We start from the raw sequence: 15375 nt of genomic DNA on the forward strand, positions 1-15375 counted from the left end.
TATGAATACATATTAACCATTAAAAACACATGGATATTTAGGTTGACCCTAAATTTATTGCAGTGTGAAGTGCTGAAATAGTGCGCGCATAAACGGCTATTTATGGCGTAGAGACTCAACAAGGAGCCCACCGATGTTGCAATGGATGACCCGTTTTTTCGCCCGCCATTCCGCCACGCTGTTCTTCCCGGCGGCGCTGATCCTGTATGACTTTGCCGCCTATCTGACCACCGATCTTATCCAGCCGGGGATTATTCACGTGGTGCGCGACTTTGACGCCGACGTGGCGCTGGCTCCCGCCTCGGTCAGCCTGTATATGGCCGGCGGCATGGCGCTACAGTGGCTGCTCGGGCCGCTCTCCGATCGTATCGGCCGCCGTCCGGTGCTGCTCACCGGCGCGCTGATCTTTACCCTGGCCTGCTTCGCGACCCTGTTCACCACCTCAATGGAGCAGTTCCTCGCCGCGCGCTTTGTTCAGGGCACCAGCATCTGTTTTATCGCCACGGTCGGCTACGTCACCGTGCAGGAGGCGTTCGGCCAGACAAAAGCCATTAAGCTGATGGCGATTATTACCTCGATCGTGCTGATCGCGCCAATAATTGGCCCGCTCTCCGGCGCGGCGCTGATGCACTTCGTGCACTGGAAAGTGCTGTTCGGGATTATTGCCGTCATGGGGTTTATCGCCTGGCTGGGGCTGCTGCTGAATATGCCGGAGACCGTCCGGCGCGGCGACGTCCCCTTCAGCGCCAGCGGCGTGCTGCGCGATTTCCGCGATGTTTTCCGCAACCGCGTTTTTCTGTTCGGCGCCGCCACGCTCTCGCTCAGCTATATTCCACTGATGAGCTGGGTTGCGGTCTCGCCAGTTATCCTGATTGACGACGGCGGGCTGACCACCGCCGAGTTCGCCTGGACCCAGGTGCCGGTCTTCAGCGCGGTGATTATTGCCAACCTGTCGGTGGCGCGCTGGGTAAAAGACCCGACGCGTCCGCGCTTTATCTGGCGCGCGGTGCCCATCCAGATGACCGGGCTGGCGATCCTGATCCTCGGCAACCTGCTGTGGCCGCACGTCTGGCTGTGGTCGGTGCTCGGCACCTGCTTCTACGCCTTCGGCATCGGGCTGATCTTCCCGACGCTGTTCCGCTTTACCCTCTTTTCTAACGATCTGCCAAAAGGTACGGTTTCCGCTTCGCTAAATATCGTGATCCTTAGCGTCAGCGCGCTCTCTATCGAAGCGGCGCGCTGGCTGTGGTTTAACGGCGGCAGGCTGCCTTTTCATCTGCTGGGGGTGGCGGCGGGGATCGCGGCCGCGTGCTGTCTGGCGGGTTTATTAAGCCGGATACGCCAGCAGCCGGAAGCCGAGCTGGCGCAGGAGTAGCGCACATTGGCTACTCCACGGTCCAGGCTTCACTAAAGCTCTCGTCGGCGAACAGCTCCGTCAGGCCGCTGATCTGTTTCAGGCGCAGCACCTCGTCCGCATCCATACCGAGCTCTTCGCCGATGCGCCGATCGTCCCAGCCCTGGCGATGTAAATCGCGGACGATGTCGGACATCGCCGCGATCTGATGTTTGCCCCTGGCGCGATTATGGCGAATGGTGGCGGCGATGCGCTCTTTCTGCCCTTCGCGTTCGGCATTGATGAGCGTCACCGGAAGATAACCATGCAGGCGCCGGTTCAGCTCCGGGCGACTCTTACCAATCAGGTGGCGATGAAAACCGTCCACGACCAGGTGCCGTCGCTGCTGGCGAGCCACCACTACCGGTTGGGTAAAACCATCCAGTTCGATAGAGCGTTCCAGCAGCTTTTTTTCCACCGTCGCCATCACGTTGGGGTTGTAGTCATTCGCCTCAACCGTTTTGGCCTCGACCCACAGCACGCAGTCCACCGGCTCGCGGCAGAAGGGACTGTGCTGGTGGATCAGGCTCTTCAGCTCGTTAATCGCTTTGATTTTCAGGTCAACATCATCAAACGACTCGAGATATTCAATCACTGTCTTAGCCACATCCGGCGACATCAAAGCGTCCTCCACTCTTTACGTTTGTTACTCACCAGCCGACAGTAGCGCTCATAGTGCTTTGGCTGCGTCGGGCTGAACGACAGCATCCGGCACCAGAAATCGTTTTTCAGCAGCGTCTTGCAGATGCGGCGCCATGAGGGAACATCGCGATAGCCGAGATCTTTTTCCTGCTCGTCGGGAATATCGACAGGGAAACCGCGGGTCTGGTACCAGTGCAGATAAATAGCGATTTTATTACGGTAATGCTCGGCGGTTTTTGCCGGCATGCTGTCGAGCAGAAAGAGCGCATACTCGCGCCAGCTAAAATGCGCCGGTTTGCGGATTTTGGTCTTCAGCGCAAAGTAGTCGCCGCTGGCGTTGGCGTAAATCGCGCCGCTGTGCGCGCCGCATACCCGACGGCACATCCGCTCCCAGGTCTCCGGCTCAAGAATGTGATAGAGCCACAGCCCGCGCCTCTGCTCGGGGCCGAAGGGCTCGCAGACGCGCATATTTTTCAGCGGTACGCCGGCGCGGTGCATCAGGTCATAGAGCGGATTGTAGGGGAGGCGCGACTTATGATTAAAGATCCAGATGTCGCGGGTCCGCCAGTCATAGAGGGGATAGCAGGTATAGCTGAACCCTTCCGGCGAGGCGGTGGTCCAGGGTTTATCTTCCTCAAAGCGCAGTTTGGTCGGCGAGGTGAGCGCCATATAGCGATGCAGCGACTCGTCGGTGCGGATGCCGATCAGCGAAGCGAGACTGCGCCCCGCAGCCAGCCAGTGGGAAAAGGCCGGTATAAACGCTTCAAAGGTCATTTCCGGCTGATAAAAAGGGAAAAAAGCGGCATCGGTGATGGCGTCATCCGGCGGTTGCCTCACCCATTCTTCCCCGGCCCGCCAGGCGACCCATTCCGGCTCATGCTGCGATACGCCGCTCACCGTGGTCATTGGCAGCGCCACCCAGTAAAAGCGGCTTACCACGTCCTGATAGCGCTCTTTCATATTTTGTACGTGCTGGATGGTTAATAAATACTGCGCTTCCCAGTCCACGAACAATACCGCAAACTTTTTCCCTTTTTTACGCGCAACGGCTGCCGCCAGATGAAATAATACCGTCGAGTCTTTACCACCCGAAAAAGATAAACAGACCTGCTCGAAAGTATCAAATACCCAATCCAGGCGCATCAGAGCAGCGTCAAAAACATTCATATTCAGTTTTACGCGTTTCATCCTTCACCCCTGATAAATGAATCGCCGTCAGAATGTACTTATAGAAAAATTCCGTAAGCCAGATAACCTGAAATCAGGTTCATAGATTATTCATCCAGATACCGAACATGCTGAAAAAAGGCGAGCGCGACTAAATGTTATTCACACCATAAAAATCATGTTATCTCATTTAAATTCATAAAGTTACGATAATAACTCCTATTATCTTCGTTTTCTCGGGAGTACTGTGATCTCAGTCACAATTCTCCGCCGAGCGAGGTCATCAATATCCTTTATTGCGGCCAAAAACATCACGCCATATCGCAACTGACTCTCCGCAATCGGATATAATCAGCAGCCCCGATCCACCGTAACAATATTGATTAAGGAACGCCATGAGCGATATCGATCTCAGCCCGCCGCAACGCGATCTGCTGCGCGAGAAGCTGTCTAAATACTGCGAAGAGAATTTTGAGCTGGAACTGGAGCAATTTGACGCGGAATTCTTTGTCGACTTTATTGCGAAAGAGCTGGGTCCAATGTTTTATAACGCCGGGATTGATGCGGCCATCGCCACCCACCTTGCGTGGGGCGATCGGATTCAGGAAGAGATGGATCTGAAAAAAGTCTACTAGCGGAAGATCAATAAATACCCACAGTAAACAGGGTTATAATGCGACCTCTTTCATCATCTCCCGTGTACGGGGAAGGAAAACCATGTCGCTTATCACCGATCTACCCGCCATTTTTGACCACTTCTCCGCAGCCCGCCAGCAGGGTTTCCTCACGGTCATGGAGCTTAAAGAGCAAAACATACCGCTGGTTGGCACCTACTGCACCTTTATGCCGCAGGAAATTCCGCTGGCCGCCGGCGCGGTGGTGGTGTCGCTGTGCTCCACCTCCGACGAGACGATTGAAGAGGCGGAAAAGGATCTGCCGCGCAACCTCTGTCCGCTGATAAAAAGCAGCTACGGTTTTGGCAAGACCGACAAATGCCCCTACTTCTACTTTTCCGACCTCGTGGTGGGCGAAACCACCTGCGACGGCAAAAAGAAAATGTACGAATACATGGCCGAATTCAAAGCCGTGCACGTGATGCAGCTGCCGAACAGCGCCAGCGATGATGCCTCGCGAGCGCTGTGGAAAGCGGAAATTTTGCGCCTGCAGAAGGTGGTGGAAGATCGCTTTGGTACGCCGATTACCGAAGCCGCCCTGCGCGAGGCGATTATCCTCAAGAACCGCGAACGGCGGGCGCTGGCGAACTTTTATCGCGTCGGGCAGCTCAACCCGCCCGCGCTCAGCGGCAGCGATATCTTAAAAGTGGTTTACGGCGCGACCTTCCGCTTCGATAAAGCGGCGCTGATCGATGAGCTCAACGACATGGCAGATCGGGTACGCCAGCAGTGGCAAGAGGGCAAACGGCTGGAGGCGCGGCCGCGTATTCTGATCACCGGCTGCCCGATCGGCGGCGCGGCGGAAAAAGTGGTGAAAGCCATTGAGGACAACGGCGGCTGGGTGGTCGGTTTTGAAAACTGCACCGGCGCGAAAGCCACCGAGCGCTGCGTGGAGGAGACGGGTGACGTTTACGACGCCCTGACCGATAAATATCTCGCCATCGGCTGCTCCTGTATTTCGCCGAACGACCAGCGCCTGTCCCTGCTCAGCCAGATGGTGGATGAATATCAGGCGGACGGCGTGGTGGATGTCATTTTGCAGGCCTGCCACACCTACGCGGTGGAATCGCTGGCGATAAAACGCCACGTGCGCCAGCAGCACGACATCCCCTATATCGCCATTGAGACCGACTATTCGACGGCGGATATCGGCCAGCTCAGCACCCGCGTGGCGGCCTTTATCGAGATGCTTTAGGAGCGCGCGTGACCATTACCGTAGGGATTGATTCCGGATCGACCGCCACCAAAGGCATCCTGCTTGAAGACGGCGTGATTCAGCGCCGCTTTCTCTGCCCGACGCCGTTTCGCCCCGCCGACGCCATCGTTGAGGCGTGGGAAACGCTCCGCGCTGGCCTGAGCGAGCGCCCCTTTTTAACCTTAACCGGCTACGGTCGCCAGCTGGTGGATTTCGCCGATAAGCAGGTCACCGAGATCTCGTGCCACGGGCTCGGCGCGCGCCTGCTGGCCCCGCAGACCCGGACGGTCATCGATATCGGCGGCCAGGACAGCAAGGTTATCCAGCTGGACGAGGCGGGTAATCTCACCGATTTCCTGATGAATGATAAATGCGCGGCGGGCACCGGGCGCTTTCTGGAGGTGATCTCGCGTACGCTGGGGGCCAGCGTCGAGCAGCTCGACAGCATCACCGACGGTATTGAACCCCATGCGATTACCAGCATGTGCACGGTATTCGCCGAATCCGAGGTCATCAGCCTGCGTTCGGCCGGGGTGCCGCCGGAGGCGATCCTCGCCGGGGTGATCAACGCCATGGCCCGACGCAGCGCCAATTTTATTGGCCGTCTGTCGGCGCAGGGGCCGCTGCTGTTTACCGGCGGCGTCAGCCACTGCGCGGCCTTCGCGCGGAGGCTGGAGGGGCACGTGGGTATGGCGGTGCAGACGCATCCCGACGCGCAGTTTGCCGGGGCGATCGGCGCGGCGCTGATCGGCTTACGTCAGAGGAGCCGCCGGTGACGGAATATCTGTTTTTATTTCACTCAACGGTGGGGGTAGTGCGGATGCGCAAAGCCCTGCAGGCGGCGGGAGCGTCCTTCCGGGTGAAGGACATTCCGCGCCAGCTGCGCGGCGGCTGCGGGCTTTGCATTTATCTGAGCTGTGAGCCGGGCGAAGAACAGAAGTGGATTCTCCCCGGCCAAACGGAAGCTCTGTTTCGCGTCGCCGGGGATGATTATCAGCTGCTGGCTCAGTTTCCGCCGCAGGCGTAACCAGGGCGCGAATCATCGCCCGGCGGCGTACAGCGAGCACAATATCCGGGTTTGTTCCCTCAGCCCAGCAGCTGGCGAACGCAGGATTTAAACACCCGCACGCCATCCGCCAGCGCGGCGCGGTCGAAGTGCATCTCCGGATGATGCAGCCCCGGCAGCAGGTCGCAGCCCAGCCCCCAGAACCCGCCCTTCACCTGTGGACGCAGGCGCAGGTAGTGGAAAAAGTCCTCGCTGCCCGGCGTACTCTTCGCTTCCGTTAAGCCGGCTTCGCCAAACGTTTCCCGGATCGCCTGGCTGACGATAGCCGTAGCCTGTTCGTCGATAATCGCGGCGGGCATCTCCTTGACGATCTGGATATCGACGGTGGCGCCGTAAGCCGCCGCGCTGCTCTCTATCGCCCGCACCACCCGCTCTTTCAGCGTCGCCATGCCGTCATTTTCCGCGCTGCGCAGATCCCAGCACACGTGCGCTTTCGCCGGCACCGAGTTGGTTACCCCCGCATCGCACAGAAAGCGCGTCGCTTTAGCGCTCCAGGTCAGCGAAGGCGCCAGATGAATCCCGTTTACCGCCTGCACCGCGTGCGACGCGGCATCCAGCGCGTTAACGCCCAGGTGAGGCCGGGCGGCATGCGCGGCTTTGCCGTGGAAATCGACCATCACCGTCGCCGAGGCGGAGTAGTACATCGCCGGCACCGCCTTGCCCTTCGGACACTCCTCCAGCGGCCTGAGGTGGAAGCCGAACAGCATCTCCACGTCGTCCAGCGCGCCCGCGTCCGTCAGCGCGATCGCCCCGGTGCCCAGCTCTTCGGCGGGCTGAAAGAGTATTTTCAGCTTCCCGCGCTTCACCAGCCCTTCGGCGAGGATCTCTTCCGCGGCGGTCAACACCACCGAAGAGTGACCGTCATGACCACAGGTATGGCGAGCCTCTAAGCGGCCATCGATGATATGGCCCAGCGCATCCATATCCGCCCGCAGCGCCACGACCGGCCCCGGCTTACCGCTATCCAGCAGCGCAACAATGCCGGTGGTGCCGCCGACGTTGCGCTGAACCTGAAACCCCGCGGCTTCTAATGCATCGCCGATGTATGCCGACGTTTTGTGCTCCTCAAAGCCCAGTTCAGGGATTTGATGCAGATAGTTGAAATGCTCTAAAGTTCGCGACACGTCTTACTCCTTGCCTTCTATTATGCAATCACGCGCATGACCAGCATGGCGATAACGGCATTGATAATGCTCACCGCCATCAGCAGCGGCCAATATTTTTTCGGGACATCCGCCACGCCGAGCAGGCGCCCCATGTACTGAAGCTGCGAACCCATGAGGAAAATCGCCGGGATGAGAATCGTGATATCCGCCACGTTGAGGGTGCCTTTGCTCAACAGGCTCACCGCCACGCCGGTTCCCGCAGAGGCGGAAAGCCAGGAGGTCAGCAATACGGTAATGGCTTCACCCGGCAGGCCAAACAGGCCCATCAGCGGCGCGCAGACGTGGCCGATGATCTGCATCACGCCGAGCAAATTCAGCATTTCAGCGATCACGTAGGCCATTAATACATTCGGCATCAGATTGTTGATGGCGATATTAAATCCTTTGCGCGCGCCGATAACGAAAATATCGAATGGGTTACTGCCGACTTTTGCCGAATTATTCATTTTCAAAATCCCTTTTATAAGCGGTATTCAGAACCAGACGGGTGATTGCCGCGCCGACAAATTTCAGCACAAACATTAAAAGCAGCGGAATAATGATAGGAATGGTTAACGAAGCGAAAAGCGCTGAGCCAATCGAGAAGTAGTTATTAATCAGACCGGCGCCGGAATATTGCCAGGCGCCCATAATAACCAGATCCTTACGATTTATTTTGTCGCTGTCATACAGCTCTTTGGTCAGCGCCGCCCCGGCATCGGTACTCTGTAAGTCGGTAATCAGCGCCAGGCCGGTATAACCCGGGATCCCGAGCAGCGGGCGAAGCAGCGGGGTCAGCAGCTTATGCGCCGCGCGGATCGCGCCGTAGTGGGTAAATATCTCCAGCAGCCCCAGCGCCAGCATCACCGTCGGCACCAGCGACAGGGCAAACAGGAAGCCGGCCTTGGCGCTGATGCCGCCGCTGCCGATAAAGGTGTTGGTTTCCGGCGTTTTCATGGTGCCGAACGCGCCGCCGAGGGTGGTAAAGTCAAACGCCCCCAGCCAGGCCATGCCCTCAACCTTAAACAGCAACCCGGAGAAAACTAACAATACGACGATCAGTGAAATCCAGGCTCCGGGCCCGACTTTCCACTCATTTGTCGTTTCGTCGGAGGAACATTCCAACGTTTTATTTTCACTCATACCCTGTCCTCTCACATAATGAAATGTTAGTGCGATTGTTTGCAATTTGAAATTATGTCAATTTATTGTTATTCGAATTTATTATTTTCACTGATAAGCTTTTCCATATTCCCTTAATCAGCATCATCACCATTTCTTATTCTTCAACTCCCCGAGCCTTGCCGCCTTAATAGCACGCCGGGAATAAGCGATGAGAATTTTCCTCCCTGTCAGTTTTTGTCCGAATTACGATTATCTATAACTTGCCGGGATGATAAATACCTGTGAAAGGGTGTTATTGTTGACTACAGGTCAACAAAGGAGCGAGAAACGATGTTGCATGAGAGGCCGATGAGCTATCTGTATGAAGTCGGGATTCAGGGAGGCATTCGCCGGGCCGCCGATATGCTGGGCATCAACCCGTCAGTCATCAGCCGCCAGATAGCGCAGCTGGAACGGGCGCTGGAGCTGCCGCTGCTGGAACGCCAGGGACGAAACGTGGTGCTGACCGAAGCCGGACGTCTGCTGGCAGAGGACTACTTCGAAAGCCGTCAGCGCCGGGAAAAGCTGGAAAGTCACCTGAAGGATTTACGCCATATGCGCGGCGGGACTATCTCGGTGAGGATTGGCGGCGGGCTGGTCACCACCTTTATTGAATCGGTGATGAGCACCTTTTCTCAGTCCTGGCCTAACGTGTTCGTGGATATTATTGTCGGCAGCATGCAGGAGATGCTCAACGATATCGCCAGCGGCGAAGCGGATATGGCGGTCGCCTTCGGCCCCATCGGCAACCCGGAGCTTAAACGCCACAGCTTTCAGTGGGGCCCTATCTGCGCCGTGGTCTCGCCACAGCATCCCATCGCTGCCCTGCCCGCCGTCACCATCGATGAGCTTACGCAATATCGCCTGATCGCGCTCACCGACAGCTTTGGCCTGCAGCGCCATATGAACGCCATGTTTAAAACCGCCGGACGGCAGTTTCATCCGGCCTATCGCTGCAACCTCTTTTCCACCGCCATGAGCCTGAGCCAGGCGGGATTGGGGATCTCTTTTATGACCGCATACGCCGCCCGGGAAGCAATAGCCCACGGTATTCTGACCGCGGTCCCCATCGATCATCCCATCGCCAGCAGCGCCCAGTGCCACCTGCTACGCAACTCCGACCGCCGCTTTTCCCCGGCGGCGCATCATATGTGGCGGCTGCTGCACAACGCTTTTCGCGACGCGCAGCGGGCGCTGGCGGCCTGAGCTTATTCGGTCACTACGAATCGGGTTGGCGCAAAGCAGTTCAGCAGCCGATGCATAAGGAAGACCATGGTCAGCGTGACGATCAGCGCCACGGTGACGGAAGTGATGCGGTACAGATCGCTGAACACCAGGTCCTGGTCCGGATGCAGGTTCTGGCCGAACATGATGCCGATGGTGGTAATGCTGGCGAAGCCAACGCCGGCCCCCACCTTCTCCATCACGTGCAGGCGGGCGCTAAACGCCAGGCCGAGACCAATCAGCGGCATCATCAGCACCATATGATTGCTGAAGTCGTAGATAATCAGCTGCACCACCAGGATATAAAGGCAGGCCAGCACCACCCCCACCACGCGCCAGATCGAGCTGATCACCGCGCCGCGATAGTGCATCGGGAACAGAATTAAAATTCCCGCCATCAGCGCCGACAGCGAGTCGCTCAGGTCGCAGACCTGAAAGATCACAAAAATCATTGTCGCCACGCTGCCGGAGAGCAGCGATTCGTGGCGAATACGGGCGGCGTCTTTTTCAATGCGCGGCGGCGGCTTGCGCGGTTCAACGTCCGGGATGAAGTAGTTGAGCAATGCGCTCAGCGCTACCGCCATCACGCAGGCCTCCATATTGGAGAACATCAGGGTGTGCCAGTTGCTGGTGGGATAGCTCATAAAGTTGAGCATCGTGCTTTGACACACCACGCCCATCGACCCCAGCAGAAACAGCGGCCCCTGGCTCATAAAGCGAAAGCGCATCACGTACAGGCCAAACACCACCAGCGTCATAATCACCGGCCACTGCGACAGATAGCCGACGATTAACACCATTTCGACGCAGTTCACCGCTGCGCTGAACACAAACTGCCGCGCCACGTGACGGTTAAATACCGGCACCAGCGACAGCAGCATCAGCGGATAAACCACGAAAAAGACGCCGTACTGTACGTCGTAGAAGGTCGAAATGCTCAGTGCGATAGTGCCGGCCACGGCGATGCGCAGCGTCTGGCGAAAATCGTTCGCCGTGTAGACGATGTTGCCGTGCGGGGTGAAGACCCGCGCCAGGGTATTAATAGACATAGTGCAGGAAGCTCACCAGATGGATCTGCGCGCCGGCGAAGGTACGGGCGAACGGGCCATCGCTGTTATAGAGCTGTACCGTCGCGCGGGCGCCGGTGGGCAGCGGCTTATCCAGCGGCTCGTCCAGGGCGACGTGAATGCGCATGCGCTGCGCGTCGCGCACCCAGCGGGTGGACTGCTCCGGCTGCGATAGCTGGCCATTGACCTCTTCCTGGCCGGCCAGAATACCGGCATCGCTGCTGGTGACGTGCGCCGGGAAGACTTTCCCCGGCAGCGCATCAAACACCACCGCAGCATCGGTATTGACGCCGGTGTGGCGCAGGCTCTTCTCGCGGAAATCAGCGACGATATCGGTCTGATTGCTCACCAGCGCCAGCAGCGGCGTGGCGGCGGTGGCGTACAGACCGGGGTTAAGCTGCAGGTTGCTCACCATCCCGTCGGTCTCCGCGCGGACCTTCGTCCAGCCGAGGTTAAGCTGCGCCTCTTCCAGCGCATTGCGGTACTTCTGCAGCGTGACGTTGCGCCCATCGTCACGTTCACCGCGCTGGATCAGCAGATTCTGGATACTGGCGTTGAGCGCACTGACCGACTGCTCGCTGGTCTGCCAGGTGGTGCGCACTTTATCCAGATCCGACTGAGAGACGTTCTGCATGGTGCTCAGGCGCTGGTAGCGATCGAAGGTCACCTTATCGTTGCGCGCGGTGTACTGGGCGGTGCACAGGTTGGCGCGGGCAGAGGCGATCTGCGCGTCCAGCTGCTGGTTGCTCAGCTTCGCCTGTTCAAGAGCGATCTGCGCCGCTTCCACTTTATTGATAAACGGCGTCGGATCCAGTTCATAGAGCAGGTCGCCCTTCTTCACCTGGCTGTTGTTGTGCACATAGACATGGGAGACATAGCCGGAGACGCGCGACGAGACCGGCGTGACCACGCGCATCACGGTGGAGTCCGGCGTGAGCGGGATCCAGATATCGGCAACGATAAACCAGGCGAATATGGCCAGGAAGGCGGCAATACTCACCCTTACCCAGCGGGCAAATTTCTGTTCAGGGGTCATCATAGTGTTTTAGATCTTGTTATCTTCTTCGCGGATAGTCCGCAGATTGCAGGCGATTTGATTTAACGTGGCGCTAAAGGCGGCGAGCTGCGCTTCAGGGATAGTTTCGGTGACGCGCTGTTGATAGGTCTCAATCACGCGGTTCAGCTTCTCCAGAATAGCGCGGCCTTCCGCCGTCAGCGTCAGCAGGCGTATGCGTTTGTCATAAGGCGATGTAGAACGCAGCAGATAGCCCTGCTTTTCCAGCTGCGTGAGGGTGCGCATCAGCGGCGGCAGTTCAATGCCCTGCACTTCCGCCAGCTCGCTGACCGAGACGTTATTCCCCAGCTGATGCAGCTGCATTAGCACCGTCCAGCTTGACTGGGTCAGGCCGGTGTCGGTAATGGCAGAATCAATAATCGCGCGCCACTGGCGCACCACCATCGCCATGCGCATCCCCATCGGGCGGCGGGCAAACAGGTCGTCTTCGGTCATCTTTTTTTCCTCACTTAACGGTGAGGAAAATAATACTTATCACGGTAAGTATCAAGAAACGAAGAGTGGATAAGCATGAATTGATAAATTATATGAATGTATCATCCCCGGTCGCGCTTGCGCTTACCGGGGCAACAGTTCTACGCGGTCTGGTAGCCCGAACAAGGCGCGTCAAGCGCCGTCTCCGGGGAAACCCACCGTCCGCGCTTATGCTTACCGGGGCTACAGTTCTGCGCGGTCTGGTAGCCCGGACAGGCGCGTCAAGCGCCGCCTCCGGGGAAATCCCCGGCCGCGCTTACGCTTACCGGGGCTACGGCTCTGCGCGGTATGGTAGCCCGGACAAGGCGCGTCAAGCGCCGCCTCCGGGGAAATCCCCGGCCGCGCTCACGCTTACCGGGGCTACAGTTCTGCGCGGTCTGGTAGCCCGGACAAGGCGCGTCAAGCGCCGCCTCCGGGAAAATCCCCGGTCGCGCTTGCGCTTACCGGGGCTACGGCTCTGCGCGGTATGGTAGCCCGGACAGGCGCGTCAAGCGCCGCCTCCGGGAAAATGCCGGGTAACAAATCGCACTTTTTAATTGATCTGATCCCGACGCAGCCCGACATCTTTTAGCTGTTCGTCGCTCATACGCTGCAATGTTCTGCGCGTTTGTTCACGAAGCCACCATTTTTTGATTATCCGCGCCAGAAACACGAAGCCGATAAACGGCTGTCTTGCCCGATTCTCGTGAAATTCCATCCTCTACCTCCTCACCTTGCCAGAGGCTTTATCTTCACGGATCCGCGGCCAAACAATACAGATTCACAAAATACTTTTCTTTAACATACAGATTCGCTAAAACGTACAGCAGACCTCATTTTTACCGCCAATCTGTACTGGTTTATTGATCTGTATGGCGACGATCAAGGATACAGCATGACCCGCTATCAACATCTGGCCAGCCTGCTGGCAGAACGCATCGAACAGGGGCTGTATCGCCCCGGCGAAAAGCTGCCGTCGCTACGCAGCCTGAGCCAGGAACACGGCGTCAGCATCAGCACCGTTCAGCAGGCCTACCAGACGCTGGAACAGCAGCAGCTGATCGTACCGCAGCCGCGATCCGGCTATTTTGTGGCCCCGCGTAAAGCCCAGCCGCCGGTACCGCCGATGTCGCGTCCGGTCCAACGCCCCGTTGAGATCACCCAGTGGGATCAGGTGCTGACCATGCTCGACGCCCGCCACGATAAATCGATTATCCCCTTCGGCGGCGGCTCGCCGGACGTCACTCAGCCGAGCCTGAAGCCTATCTGGCGCGAGCTGAGCCGGGCAATCCAGCACAACCTTAGCGAAGTGCTGAACTACGACGAACTGGCCGGGCGTCGCGAACTGCGCGAACAGATCGCCCGCCTGATGCTCGATGGCGGATCGGTGGTCACCGCCAACGACCTGGTGCTCACCAGCGGCTGCCACAGCGCGCTGTCGCTGGCGCTGCTGTCGGTATGCCAGCCCGGCGATATCGTCGCCGTCGAATCCCCTTGCTACTACGGCACCATGCAGATGCTGCGCGGATTAGGGCTAAAAACCATCGAGATCCCCACCGATCCGGAAACCGGGATCAGCATCGAGGCGTTAGAGCTGGCGCTCGACCAATGGCCGATCAAAGGGGTGATCCTGGTCCCCAACTGCAATAATCCGCTGGGATTTATCATGCCGGATGCCCGCAAGCGGGCGGCGCTGTGCCTCGCCCAGCGCCACGACATCGTTATCTTTGAGGATGATATCTACGGCGAGCTGGCGACCGAATACCCGCGCCCGCGCACCATCCATTCCTGGGATATCGACGGCCGGGTGATGCTCTGCAGTTCGTTTACCAAAACCATCGCTCCCGGCCTGCGCATCGGCTGGATTGCCCCCGGCCGTTATTACGATCGTCTGCTGCAGATGAAGTATGCCGCCAGCGGCACCAACGTTCCCTCCACCCAACTGGCGGCCTGTAACTTTATTCGCGAAGGCCACTATCACCGCCACGTGCGGCGGATGCGGCAGATCTACCAGCGTAATATGGAGATTTACACCTGCTGGCTGCGGGAGTTTTTCCCCTGTGGGATCTGCGTTACCCGCCCGAAAGGCGGCTTTATGCTGTGGGTCGAGCTGCCGGAGCAGGTGGATATGGTCTGCGTCGCGAAGCAGCTGTGCCGGCTAAAGATCCAGGTCGCGCCGGGATCGCTGTTTTCAGCATCCGGGAAATACCGCAACTGCTTAAGGATCAACTGCGCCCTGCCGCCGACAGATAAGCATAAAGAGGTGATGGTGCAGCTGGGAATGGCGGTGAAGGTGGCGATGGAGTGGGAGGCGCAGTGAGTCTGCGCTGGCCGGTGCTACCGGTTCCCCGCTCTCTGCGGGCCGGTAGCCCGGACAAGGCGCGTCAAGCGCCGCCTCCGGATTTTACAGTTCGTCCACTTTCCAGCGTCTGAGTCTTTTATGCTGCTGTCCTCATATCCACTTTAAAAAATTAAACAGACCGCAGCATTTTAACGATGTCATGCATCTACGCGAAAGATTTATTTATTTTCTCCTGCTCCCCCTTCGATAAATCAAATTTATAGTTATTAAGAGGTCCCGGCTATCTGAAATCTCTTTCTCTAAGAATGAGATTAATTTCCCGCAAAGCATCCAGCTGTCTTTTCTCAAAAGGAGTTGGTGTATTTGAACTACAAATAGCGGTAAGACTGAAAACCCCGCCAGCTAATCCGGTCAAACCAGAGACAAGATCCCATTGACCATGAATAAAATACCATCCCCCAGCAAATAGCATTAGCAGGCCGCATCCGGCCAGAATCTTCAAGAAAATAGTTGATTTTCTTTTTCTCTCTTTTTGCAAAACTTTTAGTCGATGTTGCTCCTCTGAAATCAACTCATCGTTATCACAATAAATCAACAACTTAGATGCATGCTGATTCGAATGATCGTTAATGGTGACATCACCATTGATATTTCCGGAATTAAAATCTCGCATATTATTCACCTTATGAAGGTAACTGATTATAGAATCGCCCCAAACATTCTACTTGATATATTTATCATTTAACGAAAAAATATTTTAAAATTTCATATATTTGAAAAATATTTCACACAATACAGTGATTTTTTT

17 protein-coding genes are annotated in these 15375 nt (G+C 57.2%); 7 read left to right on the forward strand and 10 right to left on the reverse strand.

From position 1 onward, the window contains the following. Positions 1-133 precede the first annotated feature (133 nt). The gene (mdtM, locus tag SIK97_RS09605; RefSeq protein WP_049075164.1) at positions 134-1375 is read left to right on the forward strand and encodes a multidrug efflux MFS transporter MdtM; all 1242 of its coding nucleotides are present in this window, start codon (positions 134-136) and stop codon (positions 1373-1375) included. Between the two features lie 10 nt (positions 1376-1385). Here mdtM and SIK97_RS09610 read toward each other — a convergent pair whose 3' ends face one another. Then, positions 1386-2012, reverse strand: a complete 627-nt coding sequence (locus tag SIK97_RS09610) for an IbrB-like domain-containing protein (protein WP_014227775.1) — start codon at positions 2010-2012, stop codon at positions 1386-1388. Further along, positions 2012-3223: a phosphoadenosine phosphosulfate reductase gene (locus SIK97_RS09615; RefSeq protein ID WP_047724604.1), complete on the reverse strand. Its 1212-nt coding sequence runs from the start codon at positions 3221-3223 to the stop codon at positions 2012-2014. Before SIK97_RS09615 ends, SIK97_RS09610 begins: the two co-directional genes overlap by 1 nt. A 374-nt stretch (positions 3224-3597) precedes the next feature. On the opposite strand from SIK97_RS09615, the gene SIK97_RS09620 reads away from it, so the two are divergent. The 4 genes from SIK97_RS09620 to SIK97_RS09635 all read left to right on the forward strand — a co-directional run bounded on the left by SIK97_RS09620 (position 3598) and on the right by SIK97_RS09635 (position 6098). Beyond that, on the forward strand, positions 3598-3837 hold the full coding sequence (locus SIK97_RS09620) for a DUF2164 domain-containing protein (RefSeq protein WP_009652824.1): 240 nt from the start codon (positions 3598-3600) through the stop codon (positions 3835-3837). A gap of 82 nt (positions 3838-3919) precedes the next feature. Continuing rightward, a complete protein-coding gene (locus tag SIK97_RS09625; RefSeq protein WP_025108164.1) occupies positions 3920-5071 on the forward strand; it encodes a double-cubane-cluster-containing anaerobic reductase in 1152 nt (383 codons plus the stop codon). 8 nt (positions 5072-5079) lie between these two features. Beyond that, a complete protein-coding gene (gene yjiL, locus SIK97_RS09630; RefSeq protein WP_014837323.1) occupies positions 5080-5847 on the forward strand; it encodes a putative 2-hydroxyacyl-CoA dehydratase activator YjiL in 768 nt (255 codons plus the stop codon). Next, positions 5844-6098, forward strand: coding sequence for a DUF3343 domain-containing protein (locus SIK97_RS09635; RefSeq protein WP_014227770.1), 255 nt, complete (start codon positions 5844-5846; stop codon positions 6096-6098). The genes yjiL and SIK97_RS09635 overlap by 4 nt, the downstream gene beginning before the upstream one ends. A 59-nt stretch (positions 6099-6157) precedes the next feature. On the opposite strand, the gene SIK97_RS09640 is transcribed toward SIK97_RS09635, so the two are convergent. The 3 genes from SIK97_RS09640 to SIK97_RS09650 are packed head-to-tail and all read right to left on the reverse strand — an operon-like array spanning position 6158 to position 8425. Continuing rightward, the gene (locus tag SIK97_RS09640; protein WP_047724607.1) at positions 6158-7261 is read right to left on the reverse strand and encodes a M20 peptidase aminoacylase family protein; all 1104 of its coding nucleotides are present in this window, start codon (positions 7259-7261) and stop codon (positions 6158-6160) included. 20 nt (positions 7262-7281) lie between these two features. Further along, complete coding sequence (locus tag SIK97_RS09645) at positions 7282-7749, reverse strand: YjiG family protein (RefSeq protein WP_004128539.1); 468 nt, start codon at positions 7747-7749, stop codon at positions 7282-7284. After that, positions 7742-8425, reverse strand: coding sequence for a nucleoside recognition domain-containing protein (locus SIK97_RS09650; protein WP_014227768.1), 684 nt, complete (start codon positions 8423-8425; stop codon positions 7742-7744). The genes SIK97_RS09645 and SIK97_RS09650 overlap by 8 nt, the downstream gene beginning before the upstream one ends. Positions 8426-8737: 312 nt before the next feature. On the opposite strand from SIK97_RS09650, the gene SIK97_RS09655 reads away from it, so the two are divergent. Continuing rightward, on the forward strand, positions 8738-9652 hold the full coding sequence (locus tag SIK97_RS09655; protein WP_025108161.1) for a LysR substrate-binding domain-containing protein: 915 nt from the start codon (positions 8738-8740) through the stop codon (positions 9650-9652). Between the two features lie 2 nt (positions 9653-9654). Here the strand turns inward: SIK97_RS09655 and SIK97_RS09660 are convergent, their stop codons facing one another. The 4 genes from SIK97_RS09660 to SIK97_RS09675 all read right to left on the reverse strand — a co-directional run bounded on the left by SIK97_RS09660 (position 9655) and on the right by SIK97_RS09675 (position 12983). Beyond that, entirely contained in the window at positions 9655-10719 is a 1065-nt protein-coding gene (locus SIK97_RS09660; RefSeq protein ID WP_004098265.1) for a DUF2955 domain-containing protein, read from the reverse strand. Continuing rightward, positions 10709-11776, reverse strand: a complete 1068-nt coding sequence (locus tag SIK97_RS09665) for an HlyD family secretion protein (protein WP_057173111.1) — start codon at positions 11774-11776, stop codon at positions 10709-10711. The genes SIK97_RS09660 and SIK97_RS09665 overlap by 11 nt, the downstream gene beginning before the upstream one ends. 6 nt (positions 11777-11782) lie before the next feature. Beyond that, entirely contained in the window at positions 11783-12247 is a 465-nt protein-coding gene (locus tag SIK97_RS09670; protein WP_057173110.1) for a MarR family winged helix-turn-helix transcriptional regulator, read from the reverse strand. Positions 12248-12818: 571 nt separating this feature from the next. Beyond that, a complete protein-coding gene (locus tag SIK97_RS09675) occupies positions 12819-12983 on the reverse strand; it encodes a DUF1127 domain-containing protein (protein WP_004098259.1) in 165 nt (54 codons plus the stop codon). A gap of 177 nt (positions 12984-13160) precedes the next feature. Here SIK97_RS09675 and SIK97_RS09680 point away from each other — a divergent pair, with 177 nt between their 5' ends. Continuing rightward, positions 13161-14585 carry a PLP-dependent aminotransferase family protein gene (locus tag SIK97_RS09680; protein WP_047724610.1) on the forward strand — a complete coding sequence of 475 codons (1425 nt, stop codon included), beginning with the start codon at positions 13161-13163 and terminating at the stop codon, positions 14583-14585. A 262-nt stretch (positions 14586-14847) separates the two neighbouring features. On the opposite strand, the gene SIK97_RS09685 is transcribed toward SIK97_RS09680, so the two are convergent. Then, positions 14848-15240 (reverse strand): hypothetical protein, encoded by a 393-nt coding sequence (locus tag SIK97_RS09685; RefSeq protein ID WP_057173845.1) that lies wholly within the window; start codon positions 15238-15240, stop codon positions 14848-14850. Positions 15241-15375: the final 135 nt, after the last annotated feature.

The organism is Klebsiella sp. JN_Kp126 (assembly GCF_033843325.1).
Classification (GTDB): Bacteria; Pseudomonadota; Gammaproteobacteria; order Enterobacterales; family Enterobacteriaceae; genus Klebsiella; species Klebsiella michiganensis.